The 14,918-nt window shown below is 53.9% G+C and carries 14 protein-coding genes; 7 read left to right on the top strand and 7 right to left on the bottom strand.

Annotated features, from left to right (window positions below; all coding sequences use genetic code 11):
* Positions 1-44 precede the first annotated feature (44 nt).
* The 4 genes from cbpA (at position 45) to JK223_RS01110 (ending at position 3,998) form a co-directional block, all read left to right on the top strand.
* Positions 45-977, top strand: coding sequence for a curved DNA-binding protein (gene cbpA, locus JK223_RS01095; RefSeq protein WP_212712373.1), 933 nt, complete (start codon positions 45-47; stop codon positions 975-977).
* Positions 977-1,279, top strand: a complete 303-nt coding sequence (gene cbpM / locus JK223_RS01100) for a chaperone modulator CbpM (protein WP_212712374.1) — start codon at positions 977-979, stop codon at positions 1,277-1,279. Before cbpA ends, cbpM begins: the two co-directional genes overlap by 1 nt.
* Before the next feature lie 607 nt (positions 1,280-1,886).
* Complete coding sequence (locus JK223_RS01105) at positions 1,887-3,125, top strand: MFS transporter (RefSeq protein ID WP_212712375.1); 1,239 nt, start codon at positions 1,887-1,889, stop codon at positions 3,123-3,125.
* A gap of 87 nt (positions 3,126-3,212) precedes the next feature.
* Positions 3,213-3,998, top strand: a complete 786-nt coding sequence (locus tag JK223_RS01110) for a putative hydro-lyase (protein WP_212712376.1) — start codon at positions 3,213-3,215, stop codon at positions 3,996-3,998.
* 19 nt (positions 3,999-4,017) lie between these two features.
* Here the strand turns inward: JK223_RS01110 and JK223_RS01115 are convergent, their stop codons facing one another.
* Positions 4,018-4,896 (bottom strand): helix-turn-helix transcriptional regulator, encoded by an 879-nt coding sequence (locus tag JK223_RS01115; protein ID WP_249213397.1) that lies wholly within the window; start codon positions 4,894-4,896, stop codon positions 4,018-4,020.
* Positions 4,897-5,004: 108 nt separating this feature from the next.
* Here JK223_RS01115 and JK223_RS01120 point away from each other — a divergent pair, with 108 nt between their 5' ends.
* Positions 5,005-6,450, top strand: coding sequence for an MFS transporter (locus tag JK223_RS01120; RefSeq protein WP_212712377.1), 1,446 nt, complete (start codon positions 5,005-5,007; stop codon positions 6,448-6,450).
* Between the two features lie 211 nt (positions 6,451-6,661).
* On the opposite strand, the gene JK223_RS01125 is transcribed toward JK223_RS01120, so the two are convergent.
* The 5 genes from JK223_RS01125 to JK223_RS01145 all read right to left on the bottom strand — a co-directional run bounded on the left by JK223_RS01125 (position 6,662) and on the right by JK223_RS01145 (position 11,535).
* On the bottom strand, positions 6,662-7,879 hold the full coding sequence (locus tag JK223_RS01125; RefSeq protein WP_212712378.1) for a multidrug effflux MFS transporter: 1,218 nt from the start codon (positions 7,877-7,879) through the stop codon (positions 6,662-6,664).
* A 290-nt stretch (positions 7,880-8,169) separates the two neighbouring features.
* Complete coding sequence (yddG, locus tag JK223_RS01130) at positions 8,170-9,054, bottom strand: aromatic amino acid DMT transporter YddG (protein ID WP_212712379.1); 885 nt, start codon at positions 9,052-9,054, stop codon at positions 8,170-8,172.
* 352 nt (positions 9,055-9,406) lie between these two features.
* Positions 9,407-10,306, bottom strand: a complete 900-nt coding sequence (locus JK223_RS01135) for an EamA family transporter (protein WP_212712380.1) — start codon at positions 10,304-10,306, stop codon at positions 9,407-9,409.
* A 216-nt stretch (positions 10,307-10,522) separates the two neighbouring features.
* Complete coding sequence (locus JK223_RS01140; RefSeq protein WP_371813010.1) at positions 10,523-10,945, bottom strand: bifunctional diaminohydroxyphosphoribosylaminopyrimidine deaminase/5-amino-6-(5-phosphoribosylamino)uracil reductase RibD; 423 nt, start codon at positions 10,943-10,945, stop codon at positions 10,523-10,525.
* Between the two features lie 179 nt (positions 10,946-11,124).
* Positions 11,125-11,535: an ASCH domain-containing protein gene (locus tag JK223_RS01145; RefSeq protein ID WP_212712381.1), complete on the bottom strand. Its 411-nt coding sequence runs from the start codon at positions 11,533-11,535 to the stop codon at positions 11,125-11,127.
* Between the two features lie 700 nt (positions 11,536-12,235).
* Here JK223_RS01145 and JK223_RS01150 point away from each other — a divergent pair.
* The gene (locus tag JK223_RS01150; protein WP_212712382.1) at positions 12,236-12,712 is read left to right on the top strand and encodes a GNAT family N-acetyltransferase; all 477 of its coding nucleotides are present in this window, start codon (positions 12,236-12,238) and stop codon (positions 12,710-12,712) included.
* A gap of 225 nt (positions 12,713-12,937) precedes the next feature.
* Here JK223_RS01150 and JK223_RS01155 read toward each other — a convergent pair whose 3' ends face one another.
* Entirely contained in the window at positions 12,938-13,894 is a 957-nt protein-coding gene (locus JK223_RS01155; RefSeq protein WP_249213398.1) for a LysR family transcriptional regulator, read from the bottom strand.
* Positions 13,895-13,988: 94 nt separating this feature from the next.
* Between JK223_RS01155 and JK223_RS01160 the strand changes: the two genes are divergently transcribed.
* Positions 13,989-14,492 (top strand): GNAT family N-acetyltransferase, encoded by a 504-nt coding sequence (locus JK223_RS01160; RefSeq protein ID WP_212712384.1) that lies wholly within the window; start codon positions 13,989-13,991, stop codon positions 14,490-14,492.
* Positions 14,493-14,918: the final 426 nt, after the last annotated feature.

A 14,918-nucleotide genomic window follows, 5' to 3' on the forward strand; every position in this document is an offset into this window, starting at 1 on the left:
CCTGACCAGAATATTCGCTTCTTACTGACCCGAAGGCTAATGCTATGGAACTGAAGGATTACTACGCTATTCTCGGGGTGGAACGCACTGATGATACAAAAGCCATAAAGACCGCTTATCGCCGTCTGGCCAGAAAATATCATCCCGATGTCAGTAGTGAGAAAGATGCAGAGACAAAGTTTAAAGAGATCGCCGAAGCCTATGAAGTGCTGAAGGACAAAGAGCGTCGGGAAGAATATGACACCCTCTGGCAGCACCGCAATGATCCCCGTTTTAATGAGTATTCTTCCACAGGCCCGGCCTATTCAGACGCCGGAAGTGCCGGGCAGGAAGACTTTTCTGACTTCTTTAGCTCCGTTTTTGGTCAGCAGTCGCGACAGGCCAGGCAACCCCGGCCGGAGCGCGGGCAGGATATCGAAACCGAAGTGGCCGTTTTTCTTGAAGAGGCCCAACGGGGGGAAACCCGGACCATTCAGTTCAGTTTACCGGTCCGTAATGGCTTTGGGATGATCGTCAGTGAAATCCCGAAAACGCTGAAGGTAAAAATCCCTGCCGGTATCGGTGACGGTGAACGGATCCGACTGAAAGGCCAGGGCGGACCGGGGAGCGGTGGCGGACCTGCCGGCGACCTGTATCTGGTCATCCGTATCGCTCCGCATCCTCTGTTTGATGTGACGGGGAATGATCTGGAGGTCGTTTTACCGCTGGCCCCGTGGGAGGCGGCGCTGGGAACCAAAGTATCGGTACCGACATTGCAGGACAGCATTCTGCTGACCATTCCGCCAGGGACACAAGCCGGCCAGCGTCTTCGGGTAAAAGGGAAAGGCCTGGCCGGGAAGCAGAATCAGGGAGATCTGTACGCCGTGGTGAAAATTGTGATGCCACCCCGGCCGGATGAAAAGTCACAGGCACTCTGGCAGCAACTGGCTGACGCCGGGTCGGCGTTTGATGCCCGCCGGGGATGGGGGAAAGAATAATGAGTCATGTCACAATCACCTTTACCGTCACCGAGTTTTGTCTGCATACCGGCTTAAGCCGGCCGGAACTGACCGAAATTATTGGCCTGGGAGTCCTGGAGCCACAGGGTGATGTCTCTGAACAGTGGCTGTTTGATGATGAATCGCTGGCGCTTTGTCTTCGTGCCCAGCGTCTGCGCCGCGAACTCGAACTCGACTGGCCGGGTATTGCGGTGACGCTTTCGTTACTGGATGAGATAGAACGGCTTAACAGTGAAAACAGGCAGCTGCATCAGCGTCTGCAGCGTTTCACCTCCCGTTAGCGGAATACGCCCTGCCTCGGCGGCAGGGCGCTAACTCTTTCCCGGTCGCCGCATCGGCATCGGCACACCAGTACACACCGCATAAGATCCACCACCGCTATGACCTGCAGCAACCTCTCTCCTCATGCGCCTGGGGGGCGGCAATCCCTTTAATGCTTTTTATCGCTGACCGGTTGGCTGGCCAGCCGGTATGACATTTTGCTGGCTACGGTAAGTTCAGCGACTTTACGGGGATCGCGGACAGGCAAAACTGCGTCACGCGGGTACAAAGGGTGACCTTGTTAATCCCGGAAACGGGTTTCCTCACGCAGATGATAGTAAACAGTGTAACTTTATGGTTTATAAGGAAAACAGGAATAAATGGCCTGATAATATTTAGTCTTTTTGTATAATTATCAGCCATGGTATCGGTTCCTTTGCGGCCGGGTTTGCAATTCAGATTTAAGCCTATTAGGGTGTGCGCCAGACAATGTCAGCGCTTTAATTCTTATTGGCATAAAGCTTGCTTGTATATAAGACAGGTCCTCAGATAAGAGAACTGACCTGCGGTAGCCGCTGCGGTTGCGCAGCATTCAAGACAATACATTAACCTGCAGAGTAAATAATTATGTGGCTCAGGGAAACCAACAGCGCCGAGCGTAAAACGCTCGCCGCTGCTTTTATGGGATACGGGATCGATGCGTTCGACTCCATGATTTACACCTTTATGATCCCGACGTTTATTGCGTTGTGGGGCATGACAACCACCGAAGCCGGGTACATCGCAACCGGTGCATTAATATCATCCGCCGTGGGCGGATGGCTTGCCGGGATCCTGGCAGACAAATATGGCCGGGTCAGAATGCTGCAGGTCACCGTCCTCTGGTTTAGTTTCTTCACCCTGTGCAGCGGTTTTGTTCACTCACCGGAACAACTGCTGTTTACCCGGGTTATGCAGGGGCTGGGATTCGGCGGAGAATGGTCGGTCGGTTCGGTACTGATTTCTGAAATGATCCGCGCCCGTCACCGGGGTAAAGCGGTCGGTCTGGTACAGAGTAGCTGGGCAGTCGGCTGGGCAGTGGCTGCCATTGCTTACTGGCTGATCTATTCTTCATTCTCTCCGGCACTGGCCTGGAAAATGTTGTTCTGGGTCGGCGCATTGCCGGCGCTGATCCTGGTCTGGTTACGTCGCAACCTGCAGGACCCGGAAATTTATCTGCAAACGCGCCGCCGTCAGCAGGAGACCGGGGTATCGGAAGGCAGCTTTATGCAAATCTTCCACCCGAAAATGCTGCGTATCACGCTGTTTTCCAGTCTGCTGGCCACCGGTATGCAGGGGGCTTACTATGCGGTCACCACCTGGCTGCCGACATTCCTGAAAACTGAACGTCACCTGTCAGTGCTGAACACCAGTGGTTACCTGGTCATACTGATTGCAGGATCCTTTGCCGGATATCTGACCAGTGCCTGGGTTTCCGATGCGTTTGGCCGTCGCCGCTGTTTTATCCTGTTTGCCCTGTGCGCCATCGTGCTGGTGGTCAGCTATACCTTACTGCCGGTGACCAATGCGGTGATGATGGTCCTTGGCTTCCCGCTGGGCTTTTTCCTGTCCGGTATTTTCTCAGGAATGGGGGCCTACCTTAGTGAGTTATATCCGGGGCATATCCGGGGATCGGGGCAGGGATTCTGTTATAACTTTGGCCGTGCCGTCGGGGCTATCTTCCCGGGAATGATTGGTTACATGAGCGGGCACATGCCTCTGGGCACCGCTATCGGTTATATGGCTGGCGGCTCGTATCTGCTGGTGATTATTGCCTGCCTGGCATTACCGGAAACCCGTGGTAAACAACTGGACGCGGCGGGTTAACTCCGGGTCTGAGGTTGAGGATTGCTATTTATATCCGTCGCTTTATAGTGAAGCGACGGACTAAAAAGCAGAAGAGTCATACCCGTTATGCCTGAAACCTACCCGCAGATCTCCGCTGCCCGCGCGAGCTACCGGCAGGGGACGGTTATGCCTACCGCCGGTGTCGCCCCCGGGATGACCCAGGCCAATATGATTGCCTTACCGCCGGATTACGCCTGGGATTTTCTGCTGTACGCGCAGCGTAACCCGAAGGCGTGTCCGGTACTGGATGTGATCGAATCCGGCCGGACAGAGACACCTCTGGCCGCCGGGGCGGACATCAGCCGGGATATTCCGTTATATCGCGTCTGGCGAAATGGCAAGCTGACCGAAGAAATTACCGATGCCTCCGCTCTCTGGCAGCAGCATCCTGACTTAGTCACCTTCCTGATTGGCTGCAGTTTTACCTTTGAAACCCCGCTGGCGGAGGCCGGTATCGACATCCGCCACATCAGTGCCGGGTGTAATGTGCCGATGTACCTTACCCGGCGCGAATGCCGTCCGGCAGGGAAGCTCCGCGGCAGGCTGGTGGTGTCAATGCGCCCGATACCGGCGGACCGGGTGGCCGATGCTGTGGCGATCAGCGGGCGCTATCCTTCCGTTCATGGTGCGCCTGTGCATATCGGTGACCCTGCGGGCCTGGGCATTACCGATCTCCGTCATCCGGATTTTGGCGATGCAGTGGAGATCCGGCCCGGAGAGATCCCGGTCTTCCGGGCCTGCGGAGTGACCCCGCAAGCGGCGGTGATGGCCTCACAGGTGCCGTTTGCGGTCAGCCATGCGCCCGGGCATATGTTTATTACCGATATCGCAGACAGCACCTTTCATATCTGATCACTACGCAGCATCACAGTCAGATATGGGTCTGCTGCGCCAGTTCGCCGAGTATTCTTTCGCCCTCCGCATCCTGTGGCAGAAACACCAGCAAACGGGAACCATCGCGGGGGGCAGAGAACCAGTTCATCTGCTGCAGGGTGAAGTGACCGTGGCGCGGATGGTTAAAATGTTTAATGTGATTTTCGATACTGCGGATTTCATAATGCTGTTGCCAGAGCTCATAAAAGCGGGACGAGACGGCAAAAAAACGCTCCAGTAACTCTTCCCAGCGCGGATCTCCGCGATATTCCGCCATCCCGGCGCGGAAATAAGCCACATAGAGGGGTAACAGCATTGACTCATCACACAAACGGCTGCGCCATTGTGCATTCGTCAGGTACTGATAAATGCAGTTCCGTTCCGCGATCGGTACCGTATCAAGATCCACGCCCATCAGGCGGCAAAAGGCTGCGTTATAGCCGAGAATATCGAAATTTGGTCGTTGCAGCGTCGCCGGATTTGGCATCAGTGAGTTGAGTAACCGCTGTGATGCCGGGCCTGCCTGCCGGCATTCTGCGCCCGTCGGGCCCTCCGGTACCGGCAGCCCGGCCAGGATAAACAGGTGGCGGGTTTCTGCCGGCGTGCATTGTAATGCCTTACTGACTGCCGATAAGACGGTGGCCGAGGGCTTCATCTCCCGGCCCTGTTCAAGCCAGGTGTACCAGGTCACACCGACATCCGCCAGCATTGCCACTTCCTCCCGGCGCAGGCCGGGGGTACGGCGGCGGCCGGTATTCGGTAACCCCAGACGTTGCGGGTCCAGGCTTTCCCGGCGGGTACGCAAAAAGGTGGCCAGTAACTGACGGCTGTTTTTTTCCTGTCTCACAGGACTGACAGCGGAAGGCTGCATGGTCATTCTGTACTCCAGCATGGTAGTGCTGATACCAGTATAAGCAGGTACTGGTACCCTGTTAAATATTCCTCAATACTACGGGCAGAAAATAAAACACACAATGGAGCTTTCATGAAAGCGACACCTGCCTCGCCCGGGAAAACCGGTCTGATACTGTTACTGACGGCGCAAATGTTACCGCTGATAGATACCTCAATCACTAACGTTGCACTGGAATCGATCACCCGTTCACTGTCCAGCAGCGCCACAGATCTGGAGTTGATTGTTGCGCTGTACGGCGTCGCCTTTGCCGTCTGTCTGGCCGTGGGCAGCAAACTCGGCGATAACTATGGCCGGCGGCGGATACTGTTGACCGGGGTGACTATTTTCGGCCTCGCCTCTCTGTTCTGCGGTCTGTCCGCCACTGTGACTCAGTTACTGATCGCCAGGACGGTTCAGGGGATGGGGGCGGCCCTGATTGTGCCGCAAATTCTGGCAACCCTGCATGTGACATTGTCCGGGCACGCCCACGGCAGGGCAATCAGCCTGTACAGCGGCATCGGGGGACTGGCATTTATTATCGGACAGGTCGGGGGCGGCTGGCTGGTGTCGGCGGATATCGCCGGGCTGGGCTGGCGTAATGCATTTTTTATTAATGTGCCCATTTGTCTGCTGGTTCTGATGTTCAGTCTGCGCTTTATTCCGGAAACCCGTAATGACCAGCCTTCGCGCATCGACTGGCAGGGCACAGTGTTACTGGCAATCATCCTCTGCTGTCTGCTGTTTCCGCTGGCTCTGGGGCCGGTGATGCACTGGCCGTGGATGATGCAGGGAGCCTTTATCGCCGTGCTGCCACTGGCTCTGCTGATGCGTTATGGCGCGCTTGTGCAGCAACGGCGCGGCCTGACCCCGCTGTTACCGCCGCGCTTACTCAAACTGCCGGGGGTGCGCTTCGCCTTACTGATTGCTGTGCTGTTTTTCACCTGCTGGTCCGGGTTTATGTTCTGTATGGCGTTAACCCTGCAGGCGGGTGCCGGTATGGGCCCGCTGGCCTCCGGTAACAGCTTTATCGTGCTCGGCGCCTCTTATTTTATGGCTGCACTCTATGCGCCAAAACTGATTGCCCGATACTCTCCGGCCCCGGTATTACTGGCAGGAGTGCTGGTGCAGGTCAGCGGCATTGTGCTGCTGATGGCGACTCTGGCCTGGCAGGGAAATGCCCTGACACTGTGGTCGATCGCCCCCGGCTCGTTGCTGATGGGGATGGGACAGGCGGTGATAGTGAACTGTTTCTACCGGGTGGGGATGCGGGATATTGCTACCCGGGATGCCGGTGCAGGCAGTGCCATTCTCAGTACCTTACAGCAGGCTTGCCTGGGGATTGGGCCCGCCGCCGCGGGCGCGCTCTACCAGCATCTGCATCAGCACCTGGATGGCAGTTATCCCCATGCTATGTCCGGTTTCCTGTTGGCGGAGGCGCTGGTGATGATGGCGCTGGGACTCGCCACCCTGCTGAAACGTCACACACTGACTCTGCCGTCCGTACAGGCAGGAAGCGGGGAGAGCAGCAGGTCTTAAGATCGGACAGAAAAAACGCCCAGGGAGGTCATGCCGGTCGCTTAAGGGAGTAAGGCCCGAAATTTCGGGCCTGTGGTGCAGTTCATCAGGGGGGAACCCCGGGTTCCTCCGTTTTCCCTTTCAACCTATGTATGCGTTTATCTTCTTAAAACGTTTAACTGAATCACATTACCCGGGGAGGCATCATTTCGGTCTGACTGACGGGGCTGGCTCAGTCGTCGTCTCTCTGCGGCTGGACCCGGGTCGTCAATGCCATAATGGCACTGGCCAGACTGAATACCCAGATGATCCAGGCCATTGTCCACGGAGTGCCGTCGCTGAACATGGCCAGCAATAACGAGGCAAAAATCCCGCTACCGTACTGCAAAGAGCCGATCAGTGCAGAGGCAGAACCGGTGATCTCACCGGCATTATCCAGCGCCGCCGCCGTTGAACCGGCCGCGATAATGCCGTTCATCGAAAAGAAGAACAGGATGGTAATGACAATCAACACCATCCCAGCCGGATGTCCTGCCGAGACCAGTGCCAGTATGGTTGCCGCAATCGCTGCAACGATCGCCGCGACCTTCAGCAGTTTCTCCAGCGGAAAATGTCGTACCAGATGACGGTTGGCCTGGCTCATAATCACCACCCCGACGATATTCACCGCAAACAGCCAGCCGAAATATTGCGGGTCAACCCCGAAATAACTGATGTAAACGAACGGAGAGCCGGCAACAAAGGCATACACCCCGAGATAATAAAACGCCAGACACAGGGTAAAGCGCATAAAAACGGTGTTACGCAGCAGTGAATAATAGTTAGTGACCGCCCTGACAGGGGAGGACTTTACCCGTTTCTCCGGAGGCAGTGTCTCCGGCAGCCAATAAAGGGAAATCAGCATCAGTGTGCCCAGCCCGGCCAGTAACCAGAAAATAGCCTGCCATGAGGCGAAACGGATGATTTGCCCCCCCATCAGCGGGCCGGCGATAGGGGCTATCGACATAATCATCATTAATACCGACAGCATCTGCGCTGCGCGGGTCCGTGTAAACAGATCCCGTATCATTGCCCGTGCCAGCATGGGGCCGGTACAGGCGCCCAGTGCCTGAAAGACGCGCCAGAACACGATCTGAGTAATATTGTGCGATAACGAACACCCGATGGAGCCGACAATAAACAGCACCATACCGATCATCAGGGGTTTGCGGCGTCCCAGAGAGTCACTGATCGGTCCCCAGACCAGCTGCGCAATACAGAAACCGAGTAAAAAGCCGGTAATGGTCAGTTCGGTATTACCCTGCAGATCTTTCTGCATCGCGGGTAATGCCGGCAGATAAATATCTGTCGAAAGCGAAGTAAAGGCCATTAACGCGCTGAGGATCAGCACGAAAGGCATGCCGGTGACCGGCAAAGCAGCATGACGCGGCTGTGATTTCATGTCAGACATAAAAATCCTGATGCAAGGAAGCAATGTATGTAAGTCGTAAGCCGTATTAGCTGTGAAGCAGGCAGGTTTGAACGGGTAAGGCCCGGGAGCTGAATTTACCACGGTTAATTCGCAGGGATCTTACCTGACAGACGGGGTCGGGACAAGCCTGAGGCCGCTGACCCCCTAAGCGTAGCAGCTATTTTCTGTAAAGAAATATAGCCAGCGCAAATGGCCGCCGCAGGGAGGGGCTTGATCAGTGAATGCGCTTTGCGCTGCCGGCACTCAGGGCGGCAGCGCCTTTTGCGGGTTTACGCCGGACTGCGGCTGGAATACCAGCACAGCAGCGAGCCGCCACAGACCATAAGCGCGCCGGCCCAGAAGTTATGACTGAGCGTTTGTCCCAGCAGCAGGGCCGCGAACAGCGAGGAAATCACCGGAATAAAATAGGATGCGGCCGCCAGCAGGGTGACATTGCCATGTAAAATACCGATATTCCAGGCGGCATATCCCAGCCCCATGGCCACCGCAATACCGGCCAGACAGCCCAGCACACCGGGGCTGAAATGCATGACCGGGGTATCGGAGAAAAAGAATTTTACCCATAACGCCACCGCGGTCAGGGCGAAAAACAGCGTGATCCCGTTACTGCCATTGGCCAGTTTTTTGGTCAGCACACAATAGATGCCCCAGATGACGGCTCCGGCAAAGGCCATGCCGTAGCTCAGAGGGTTGGAAATAATGTTCCCGGTCACCTCATGCAGTGAAAAACCCTGTTCACCGCCGAGGACTTTCCCTACGCCGGCGAAACAAATCAGGATCCCCGGCAGCATCAGCAGGCCTGGCCGTCGTTTGTCAGCAATCATCGTGAACAGCAGGGTCAGACTGGGCCAGAGATAATTGACCATGCCCACCTCAATCGCCTGGGCATCCGAATGCGCAAAGCCGATGGACAGCGACAGGCAGATTTCATAGGCCACAAACAGCACCGCACCGGGGATCAGGTACTTACGCGGGAAGGAAGACAGCGCCGGGATCCCGACCACGAAGAACAGTAACAGCGAACTGCAGGTGTAGATCATCGCTGCGCCGCCGATCGCTCCCAGTCCCTGAGTGACCCCGCGAAGGAATCCGACCAGGGTGCTCCATAATATCACGGCGGTCAGGCCGATTACCGTGGCTTTTCTGACTGGCATACCTGAAATCGCTCCGTCATGGGGGGAAATGGATTGCCCCGGGGTTAGCTGCCGTTGCCGGAGACTAATGAAAGATAAGAATAAATTAACAATAAGTAAATAAAAATCAACCGGTTTCCCGGGGGGACAGGGGCTGTTAGTCCGTATCGCTTTGACGGGGATATTCGCGCAGGGGATGTGTAGTATGTACGGAGAAATCGCCGGACGGTGGCAGATGTTGCCGCTACCCGAAGGGAGCGGCGATCAGATAAACGGCCGATGTAAGGAACAGATGACCGACGATGCTGAGAGCAGGGGGCCGGGCGTGCATTGTTACCGGCACTCCCCGACCGTGTCAGCCTGCTGAAAACGTTCAGGGAACCTTTGGCATTTTCCTGTAACGCAGTGCGTTAGAGACTTTAGGTATCATCATACTGATAACAATAATCAGGCAACCGACAATCTGCGACATCGTAATTTTCTCTGCCAGGATCAGATAGGAGAAAACGTAGGCTGCGGGTAACTCCAGGGTGACCAGCATGCCCGCCAGTGTCTGCGATGTCCGCGGCATCCCCAGCCCGAAAAGCAGCACCGGTAATACAGAAGAGAACATGGCTGTCAGCAGTGACCAGAAACTGTCGGTGGTAAATGGCGAAATAGTGACGTGATCCTTCATTACACAGATAGCCGTAATAAAAGCTCCCAGAGTCAGTAACTTCGCTTTATCTGTGACACGATTACTGGTTGCGATTTGTGAGGAACAGAGGATCACCATACTGTAGCAACAGGCGGCGGATAATCCCCACAGCAGGCCGGTCATATTCAGAGTGACATGGCCACCAAACGCGCCGGTAGCTATCACTACGCCGGAGATGATGCAGACCAGGGCCACGATGTCCTGCCGTGCAATACGGCTGCGTTTGATAAGCGAGGTCATCAGCGGGGCTATCCAGGAAGATTGCATGATCAGCAGAGTCGCGGTCGGGACCCCGACATAGGCCACGGCACTGAAAAAACAGTAGGTCACACCGAATAAGGGCACTCCCGTTAACAGGGCGATACCTTTCTCTTTCGGCGAGATCACGCCTTTTTTATTACTGCTGAACTCGGAAAGCACAAAAAACAGAATAAAAGAGAACAGATACTGAGTCGCGATGATATTACTGATATGTGCGCCATGCCCGATGGCCAGACTCATAATGATGCCCGGCAGTGCATAACAAATGGCGCCCAGGATGATCATGACCGCCCCGGAGGCATGTTTATTTAGCATAATAATGGCTCCCTGACCGTTTCCCGGTACGGCTTTCCCCTTTACCGGTAAAAATGACGTCGTAGTAAGATCCCGGGGCTGACTATCCATGATTACCGCCGACAGTGCCTCCGGGGAAAGCGAAGTATAGCAGGGCATTACAGATAACTCAGCGGCTGACTGAGGTAAATAAGGAAAGCCTATTACGGGGGAGCCTCCCGGGCCGATCGTGAGGGATTAAGCCAGATAAGGCTTAAGGAATGCACTGACTTCTGAGTCACATAGCCCGATCTCTACCCGTGGTACATCTTTACGCACAATATCGATACCTTTACCCTGGTTCCGCGGGTGTGGATCGATCACAGAAACAAATAAACGGCCAATATTGCGTTTTACCAGAGCCCTGGCACAGGAGGGGGTTCTGCCGGTAAACGAACAGGGTTCCAGCGTCACATACATATCACAATCTTCAAGCGAACCTGACACTTTGGACAGGGCATCCATCTCCGCATGATGTAAACCGGGCGCATGGGTATAGCCCGTGGCAATCACCTTACCGTCCCGGACAATCACACATCCGACCGGGGGATTAGGCAGGCATTCCGGTAAGGCTTGTTCTGAGACGGCTAAGGCCAGCAACATAAAGGCTTCGTGACTCACAGATGATATCTCCTTCGTGGATTAAGGTGTGAGGATAAAATTTCATCCCTTGACCATATCCTCTCAGGATAGTGAATATACATCTTAAACTCCTTAAGGTCCCCCGGGATCACGGCATTCCTGCAGTATCGCGAAATAGTGATATCGCTGGCGAAAATCACCAGCCCCCGGGGGTCTGATTACAGTAGTTCAATAACTTCAAATTCTTCTGCCACAATCTCCATATCGTCGGAATAGGTTCCTTCCCGGGTGAAGAACGCTTTATGTTCCTGTCGCCAGTATTCCAGACTTAAATCGCCTTCACCTTCTTTGATGGCCAGTGCTTCGGTAGCTTCTGAAAAGCGTAACAGACGGGTTGATATCGTACGGATGACACAGACCGGTACATCTTGTCCGTTAAGGATGATATTGATGCTGCCAGGTCGCGGCGCATCAGGGTCTTCCCGGAATGCGGACAGGGACCCGCAGGATGCGGTTTTTAATCCCCGACAGACCAGGTCAGCCAGTTCATCTGCCATTTCAGGACTGTCACCGAACGCCCATGCCAGTGACTGCGGATACTTCTTTTTAAGTTCGTCGATCAGTGCCATCGTAAAACACCTTTATTAAGAGAATGTTGTCTTTTTCGGGGGATTTAATACAGCGAAAGGCCACTGAGACTCATCCAGTCCCGTTAAGATATGCGTCTCGCTAATATATCAGACGGATAAAATTAAAGGGTAATAAAACGCCGGCAAAAACCGGTCAGCCTGTTGATTCCTGACGTTTTACGGTTCCGGCGGATTCTGCGGGTCGGCAACCCGTTTAAGGCTAACTTCCTGTTGACAGGAATATTGGTCCCGGACTCAGCCACAGAGACATCGCTGGCGGAGAGAGATAGAGATCTGAATGATACCTTCCGGTAACGAGCGGGGTAGCAGGGGAAGTGGCCTCAGCGGGGCGCAAACTCACTTTATCCCGGCAGGGCGGCCGGATAGCAGAGACGATTAGCCCGCACACCCCATGACAGTAATCCCCGGGGGTTTTTACCCCGGACGGGTGCCGATACATAGCCTGTTCATCCCCAAACTGACTGGCATATTTCCGCAGGTCGTAATATGACCCGATTTTTCATCCGGGCGCTGGTATAAGCCGCAGCATTCTTTATTAACCTCCGTTCGGGGAAAATAACATTGCGGCTGTTTCTCTGCCAGTCGGTTGTAACCCGTTGCTTTTGATAAATAAGATGATCAACCTGGCGATGTTTTGTGATAGATATAACTACCCGACTAACCTAAAGATGGAATTACCATGAAAATCAGACGAGCCCTGGCTGAAGAGGCGGAAGCATGCTGGAATATAAGAAACCTTGCCATCCGGGAAGGGTGCAAAACCGCTTATAGTGCCGCGGTGATTAATGCCTGGACCCCTGATGTCATGCCGGAAGATTACAGGAAAGAGATTACGCAAAACCCGTTCTTTGTGGCAGAAGACCCCCGTAATGGTCTTGTTGCCACCGGATATCTGGATCTGGCCGCCGGAAGTGTAGAGGCTATTTTCACGCTACCGGACTATTTTGGGAAGGGTTGTGCCAGTAAGATCATCGAAGCGATTAAAAGTGAAGCAGAGCAACGTGGATTGAAACGACTGACTTTATCTTCCACCCCGAACGCGCAGTCATTTTATCAGCAGCATGGCTTCTTACTGATCGGCGAAGATAACCATTTTTCCGGGCTCGCTCAGGCCGATCTTCTCTGTATGCATATGTTCATAGATCTTGTCGTCTGAAGGAATGAGCATCGGTTCGAGTGTTTTACAGGGGAGGGCGGGTCGTATTTCAGCGTTCCTCTCATTCCGTCTTACCGGCTAACGTTACAGGTCAGGGTGCTATTTTTATGCCGATGGCCCTCAGGGCTCTGTTTCATTCTTCACAAAAAACGCCGGATAACCCCGACGGCAGATAGCGCGGGAACGGTTCTCTTCGCGTAAACACTCTCCTCCGCTCCGGCTGAATCATTTCTCAGGCGATATCATCATTTCTGGTGAAGTCGCGGTTACTCCCGTTACCTCTGCGATAAGTGTTCGCATCCAGTCATGGCCCGGAGAAGCACTCAGCTCACTGTTATAGCAGATATTGAGCATGTAGGGCGGCACGCTGAAGGGAACAGGAAAATAGTTAAGATCCTCTGCGTGGAAAAGCGTCCTGACCGCTTTTTCAGGCAGGGTGATAATCAGTCCGGAACCCGCGACTATGGCAGGGACCGACAGCATACCAGGCAGTTCAATGACGATCCGGCGGCGAATATTCATAGAGTCGAGTATGCGATCGATAACACCGCGGGCTTCATTCCAGGGATTGACAACAATATGCCCTTCGGCGAGAAACTGCTGCAGGCTGAGTGCGTCCCGGATACGGGGATGACGACGGCTGACGGCAACAACGTAGTTATCGCGAAAGCATTCAATGGTCCGGGTCCGTGGCTGATCCACTGCTTCCGTCGATTGAAAACCAATCGCAAAATCGATTTTTCCGGACGCAAGGTCTTCAAATGAATCACTGTGTGTTGAGTTGATGGTTTTCACCGAAACCCCGGGTGCAACCTGCTGTAAGCGTGTGATCAGGGCAGGAAAGAAAACGGCCGCCGTATAATCGGTCACCGCAAAACGGAACGTCTGAGTACTGGTTTGCGGATTAAAAACTTCCGCCGATTTCAGTGTATCAGACAGCGCATTGAGTGCCGAAAAAATCCCCGGTGCCAGGACCTGTGCCCTGGCGGTCGGTTGCATCATACTGCCTTGCCGGATAAACAGATCGTCACCCAGTGTCGCCCTGAGCCGTGAGAGTGCGTGGCTCAGTGCAGAAGGACTAATAGCAAGCTCGCTGGCTGCAGAGGTGACTTGCCGGTGCCGGTAAATTGTCTCAAACACCAGCAGTAAATTCATATCCAGCGCTCGTAACTTCTGATGCATAGTTTTCATTCCGCAAGTGAATAGAATGCAGTAGGTTCATTATGATAAGTCAGTACAATACGACCGTTCGGAATTAATCACCAGAGGTAATAGTATGACCTGTCTTGTTTTCCGTGAGGTCAGTTTATCTGACCTGGATCGCTGCTTTCAGATTGAAAGTGAAGCTTATGAAGGCGATGAAGCAGCAACGCGGGAAAAAATTGCCACCCGTATCCGGCAATATCCGCAAGGATTCTTGTGTGCAGAGCGGGCAGGCGAAATCACCGGATTCATTAACTCCGGTTGTGCCCGGCAGGTTGTGATGTCGGATGAGGCATTCAAGGAACTGATCGGTCACGAAGATGATGCACCAAATGTTGTCATTATGTCGGTGGTGGTCGATCCGGTTTATCAGGGGAGGGGATACGCCCGGTTGATGATGGAAGCATTTATCGCCCTGATGAAGGAAAAAGGCAAACAAACGATCCACCTGATGTGTAAAACGCACCATGTGGACTTCTATAAAAAGCTTGGCTATTCCTATATCAAACCTTCTGACTCAGAACACGGCGGCATGGTGTGGCACGAAATGCTGATGCAACTGCAGTATGACCGATAGCAGGTACCTGCCTGCTATCGGTGTCCGGGGCCTGAATATTGTGTCCCGGTTATCTGCAGGCCAGTCCCCGTATTACCGGACTATAAATAAATGCCGCTATCTGTCGGTATCAATTATCTCCTGAAAAATGTTGTCTTGATATATCATTACCAGACAGTGTCATCTGGAAAGACCCGGATACCCTGGCAGTTAATATTCTGCACTGAATGATAGCGAACAGTTATTCTCACTTTTCCCGCCAGGAAAGGATGAAGAGTCCGTCTGAAAACACAATGGCAAGCCGGACAGGTCAGCCCCGATAATAACTGCAGGCCGACAGAATTGGCTGCATCGTCATTTAAAATGAACGGCTGTATCTTCGCTGAAAAGTTACTCTTTGCTGTGGTTCTTTGGCCGGTCAAACGTGGTAACGTTTCTGGCTACATA

The organism is Tatumella sp. JGM118 (genome assembly GCF_018257515.1).
Lineage (GTDB): Bacteria > Pseudomonadota > Gammaproteobacteria > Enterobacterales > Enterobacteriaceae > Tatumella > Tatumella terrea.

Excerpts from the sequence above, each read along its gene's own strand:
- JK223_RS01155 (WP_249213398.1), bottom strand. The coding sequence starts at position 13,894 with ATGCATCAGAAGTTACGAGCGCTGGATATGAATTTACTGCTGGTGTTT.
- JK223_RS01110 (WP_212712376.1), top strand. The coding sequence starts at position 3,213 with ATGCCTGAAACCTACCCGCAGATCTCCGCTGCCCGCGCGAGCTACCGG.
- JK223_RS01105 (WP_212712375.1), top strand. The coding sequence starts at position 1,887 with ATGTGGCTCAGGGAAACCAACAGCGCCGAGCGTAAAACGCTCGCCGCT.
- JK223_RS01150 (WP_212712382.1), top strand. The coding sequence starts at position 12,236 with ATGAAAATCAGACGAGCCCTGGCTGAAGAGGCGGAAGCATGCTGGAAT.
- cbpA (WP_212712373.1), top strand. The coding sequence starts at position 45 with ATGGAACTGAAGGATTACTACGCTATTCTCGGGGTGGAACGCACTGAT.
- JK223_RS01160 (WP_212712384.1), top strand. The coding sequence starts at position 13,989 with ATGACCTGTCTTGTTTTCCGTGAGGTCAGTTTATCTGACCTGGATCGC.
- JK223_RS01125 (WP_212712378.1), bottom strand. The coding sequence starts at position 7,879 with ATGTCTGACATGAAATCACAGCCGCGTCATGCTGCTTTGCCGGTCACC.
- yddG (WP_212712379.1), bottom strand. The coding sequence starts at position 9,054 with ATGCCAGTCAGAAAAGCCACGGTAATCGGCCTGACCGCCGTGATATTA.
- JK223_RS01135 (WP_212712380.1), bottom strand. The coding sequence starts at position 10,306 with ATGCTAAATAAACATGCCTCCGGGGCGGTCATGATCATCCTGGGCGCC.
- JK223_RS01120 (WP_212712377.1), top strand. The coding sequence starts at position 5,005 with ATGAAAGCGACACCTGCCTCGCCCGGGAAAACCGGTCTGATACTGTTA.
- JK223_RS01145 (WP_212712381.1), bottom strand. The coding sequence starts at position 11,535 with ATGGCACTGATCGACGAACTTAAAAAGAAGTATCCGCAGTCACTGGCA.
- cbpM (WP_212712374.1), top strand. The coding sequence starts at position 977 with ATGAGTCATGTCACAATCACCTTTACCGTCACCGAGTTTTGTCTGCAT.
- JK223_RS01115 (WP_249213397.1), bottom strand. The coding sequence starts at position 4,896 with ATGACCATGCAGCCTTCCGCTGTCAGTCCTGTGAGACAGGAAAAAAAC.